This window comes from Oleiphilus sp. HI0123, assembly GCF_001635315.1.
In genome coordinates this window covers 1-3,130 of the sequence record NZ_LWGE01001166.1, presented here as the reverse complement: position 1 = coordinate 3,130, position 3,130 = coordinate 1, and the positions used below count along the sequence as shown (strand labels likewise).

Below are 3,130 nucleotides of genomic sequence, written 5' to 3'. Positions count from 1 at the left end.
GCAACAGCAATCAATAGCATCATCTTGAAGATGACTGACGCCAGGCTACTGACAAACGAACCAAGCGTTGGATCCGCTTTAGACGTAAAATGCTTTTCAACCTTGCTAACAATTCGATTTATCACCCAAAGACCAATTATCAAGGTAACAATAGCCAGAACAACTTTTGGCCCGTAAAGAATTGCAGCTTCTACAGCTATATCAGCATAGCCTTCTAGCTTATCTGTAGTTTCAGTTATATTTTCCATAGTCTTCCTTTTTTACCCTAGTTTAAAAGTAACTTTATTGTATTATCTATGATGCATCGAAATGCTGTTGTTATTATTCCTCGCAGCATAAAGTAGCTACACCAAGCTGGTCAACTTAACACTGTCAATCATCATTAAAATGTCATGAATACTGTCGATACACTCAACGCTAACTTAAATAAAACTCTCGCTAAAGGTCGTGTCAAGGCGACTAAACCTCCCGCCTGCCCTGCAATCGGCCTTTATCTGTTTGACCCAGCTGTATTACAGGGCCCACTTAGCCATGACGAAGCACAGGCTGTTGTGGCCGAACCTGCCTACTGGTCTTTTTGTTGGGCAAGTGGACAGGTTTTGGCTCAGTTCATTCTGGAGAACCCGGAATATGTGCGTGGTAAGACAGTGCTAGATTTTGGTAGCGGCTCGGGTGTTGTTGCAGTCGCTGCTGCCAAGGCTGGTGCCAAAAAAGTCATAGCTTGTGATATCGACTCAGACGCTCTTGAAGCTTGTCGTGCAAATGCCGAACTCAACTCTCTGAGCTTTGACTACTCTGAAGACTTTATGGCTTTTGATGAAGAGCTCGACCTGATCACCGCGGCGGATGTACTATATGACAAAGATAATCACGACTTGCTAGATTTGTTTACCACTAAATGTCCTCAAGTACTTCTTGCTGACTCCCGCGTAAAAGTACTGCCCTCTTCCGCTTACGATTTGCTTGAAGTAAAAGAAGCCCGTACTTGTCCAGACCTAAATGAGTTTGAAGAATTTAACAAGGTGCGTATTTACCACTCAAACACTTGCTCTTAATAGTTGGCGCAATAAGGATCAGGTGAATCACTGTGCCTAACAAGTCTACAAACCAATCATTTAGCTCGAAACTACGGTGGGGCAAGTAAGCCTGAACAAGCTCAATACCCAGACCAAAGCAAGCCAAGCAAAATAGTATTGCCCTTAAACCTAGCCTTGGATAGGCAATTTGAACCAATAAAGAAAGTACAAAAAATGCTACTAGGTGGAGCACCTTGTCACTCACATTAACTTGCTCCAGCCCCGTAAGGGGTGAAAACGCGGCAATACAAGAGAACAGCAAAGCAAGGTACAAAACGATTTTGTTCAGCCAGGTAAACTGGATTATCTGACTAAAAAGGTGTAGCACTTGAGAACTCCATAAAAGTTTTAGTCTTTGGCTGGTAGATACTTAAGTCTGTGGCATGTAGGCATAAACGGCTACTAGCCTTTAATGCCGACTCGTGAGCATAAAGCCCATCGCCCAATATTGGATGGCCGGTATATAGCATATGAACACGTAGTTGATGAGAGCGACCTGTTATCGGCGTGAGGATGACTCTCGATGCCTGTTCTGAGCGAGTCGTACATTGATAGAAGGTCTGAGCAGCTTTACCTTCATGTGAAATCATCTGTCGAGGCCGATTGGGCCAGTCGGTCTTCAATGGCTGATTAACTTCGCCACTTTCATCTTCCATAAAGCCATAAACCAAGGCTTCATAGCGCTTTTTGACTTCTCTGTCATGAAACTGCCTACTAAGCTCCCTGTGGGAATCCGCATCAAGCGCCAAGACCATCAAGCCCGAGGTTGCGCAATCCAAACGATGAACCACCCTGATAGTGGGAAATTGGTCTTGTAAGCGGCTCAGCAAGCAATCAGCTTTGTCGGGGCCTCTGCCCGGAACTGATAGCAAACCGGAGGGCTTATTAACCACCACAAGCTGTTCATCTGAATAAACAATCTCGATTTGAAAATCTGGACGCATTGGCTACAACTACCTAGTGACATTACTTTGATTTCATCAGAGCACTGCTGAAACTCCAAGCGAGCTATTATACACTGCCTACAACCCTATTAAGCCCTATAAATTTCTTAGACGATATTCTGATCAGGAGCGAATCTTCACATGAAGGGAAATATGTTTACCGGCTTTGGCTATCTGGCTCAAGGTTTCAAGATCATTTGCCAGCCCGGCTTTCGCCTATTTTTACTGGTTCCTTTAACCGTAAATATCATCTTGTTTACGCTGCTCATCATGTGGGCATATAGCCTAGTAGACGGTTGGATGGCGACCTTATTGTCTTGGGTCCCAGAATGGCTAGGATTCATGGAGTGGTTATTCTGGGGAATCTACTTCTTAGCCATCTTAATGACGCTGTTTTATGGCTTTATTGCCGCCGCGAATTTAATCGGCGCTCCTTTTTATGGCTACCTGGCAGAACTCACTGAAAAGCACTTAAGCGGCCAAGATAAAGGTGAAGACTTCTCATGGAGCGAGCTACTGGCAATGGTTCCCAGAACCATCATGCGAGAACTCCAAAAGCTTGTTTATTATATCCCGCGGGTGCTAGTGCTATTGGTTTTAGGCTTAATCCCCGGCTTGAATGTGATTATTGCTGTTATCTGGATTATTTTCTCAGCCTGGATGATGGCCATTCAATATATCGACTACCCGGCAGATAATAATAAGATGAGCTTCCCCGATATGAAAAACTACCTGGCTAGCCATCGTCTGACATCACTAGGTTTTGGGCTGGTAACGTTTGGGGCAACGCTTCTGCCTATCGTGAATTTTCTGGCACTGCCCGCTGCGGTGTGTGGCGCGGTCGCATTTTGGGTAAACGAAGAAAGATCTTTAGGCAATATCAATATGAACTTTGAAGCAGAGGCGCAGAAAAAGCTATCCAAGTAAATGCAGATAGCTCATCAAGATGCATTTGCTAGCGCTTTCTGTTCATTAGCCGAGCTACTGGAAACCATTATCGATGCCGGGAAGTGACAAATAAACTCACTGCCTATGCCTTCTTCACTATGGATTTCCAGCTCGGCATTATGATTGATCAATACATGCTTCACGATCGCTAAGCCCAAGCCT

At 44.6% G+C, this 3,130-nt stretch carries 4 protein-coding genes and 1 pseudogene; 2 read left to right on the top strand and 3 right to left on the bottom strand.

Translation table 11 applies throughout. The annotated features are described in order from the left end of the window. Nucleotides 1-248, bottom strand: a pseudogene (locus tag A3761_RS12660) (mechanosensitive ion channel family protein); the annotation flags it as partial. A 144-nt stretch (nt 249-392) separates the two neighbouring features. On the opposite strand from A3761_RS12660, the gene A3761_RS12655 reads away from it, so the two are divergent. After that, entirely contained in the window at nt 393-1,055 is a 663-nt protein-coding gene (locus A3761_RS12655) for a methyltransferase (RefSeq protein WP_068552540.1), read from the top strand. Here the strand turns inward: A3761_RS12655 and A3761_RS12650 are convergent. After that, on the bottom strand, nt 1,015-1,404 hold the full coding sequence (locus A3761_RS12650) for a VanZ family protein (protein ID WP_068510067.1): 390 nt from the start codon (nt 1,402-1,404) through the stop codon (nt 1,015-1,017). The genes A3761_RS12655 and A3761_RS12650 overlap by 41 nt on opposite strands. Then, on the bottom strand, nt 1,388-2,020 hold the full coding sequence (locus A3761_RS12645) for an RluA family pseudouridine synthase (protein WP_068510064.1): 633 nt from the start codon (nt 2,018-2,020) through the stop codon (nt 1,388-1,390). The genes A3761_RS12650 and A3761_RS12645 overlap by 17 nt, the downstream gene beginning before the upstream one ends. 141 nt (nt 2,021-2,161) lie before the next feature. On the opposite strand from A3761_RS12645, the gene cysZ reads away from it, so the two are divergent. After that, nucleotides 2,162-2,947, top strand: a complete 786-nt coding sequence (gene cysZ / locus A3761_RS12640; RefSeq protein WP_068510062.1) for a sulfate transporter CysZ — start codon at nt 2,162-2,164, stop codon at nt 2,945-2,947. Nucleotides 2,948-3,130 lie beyond the last annotated feature (183 nt).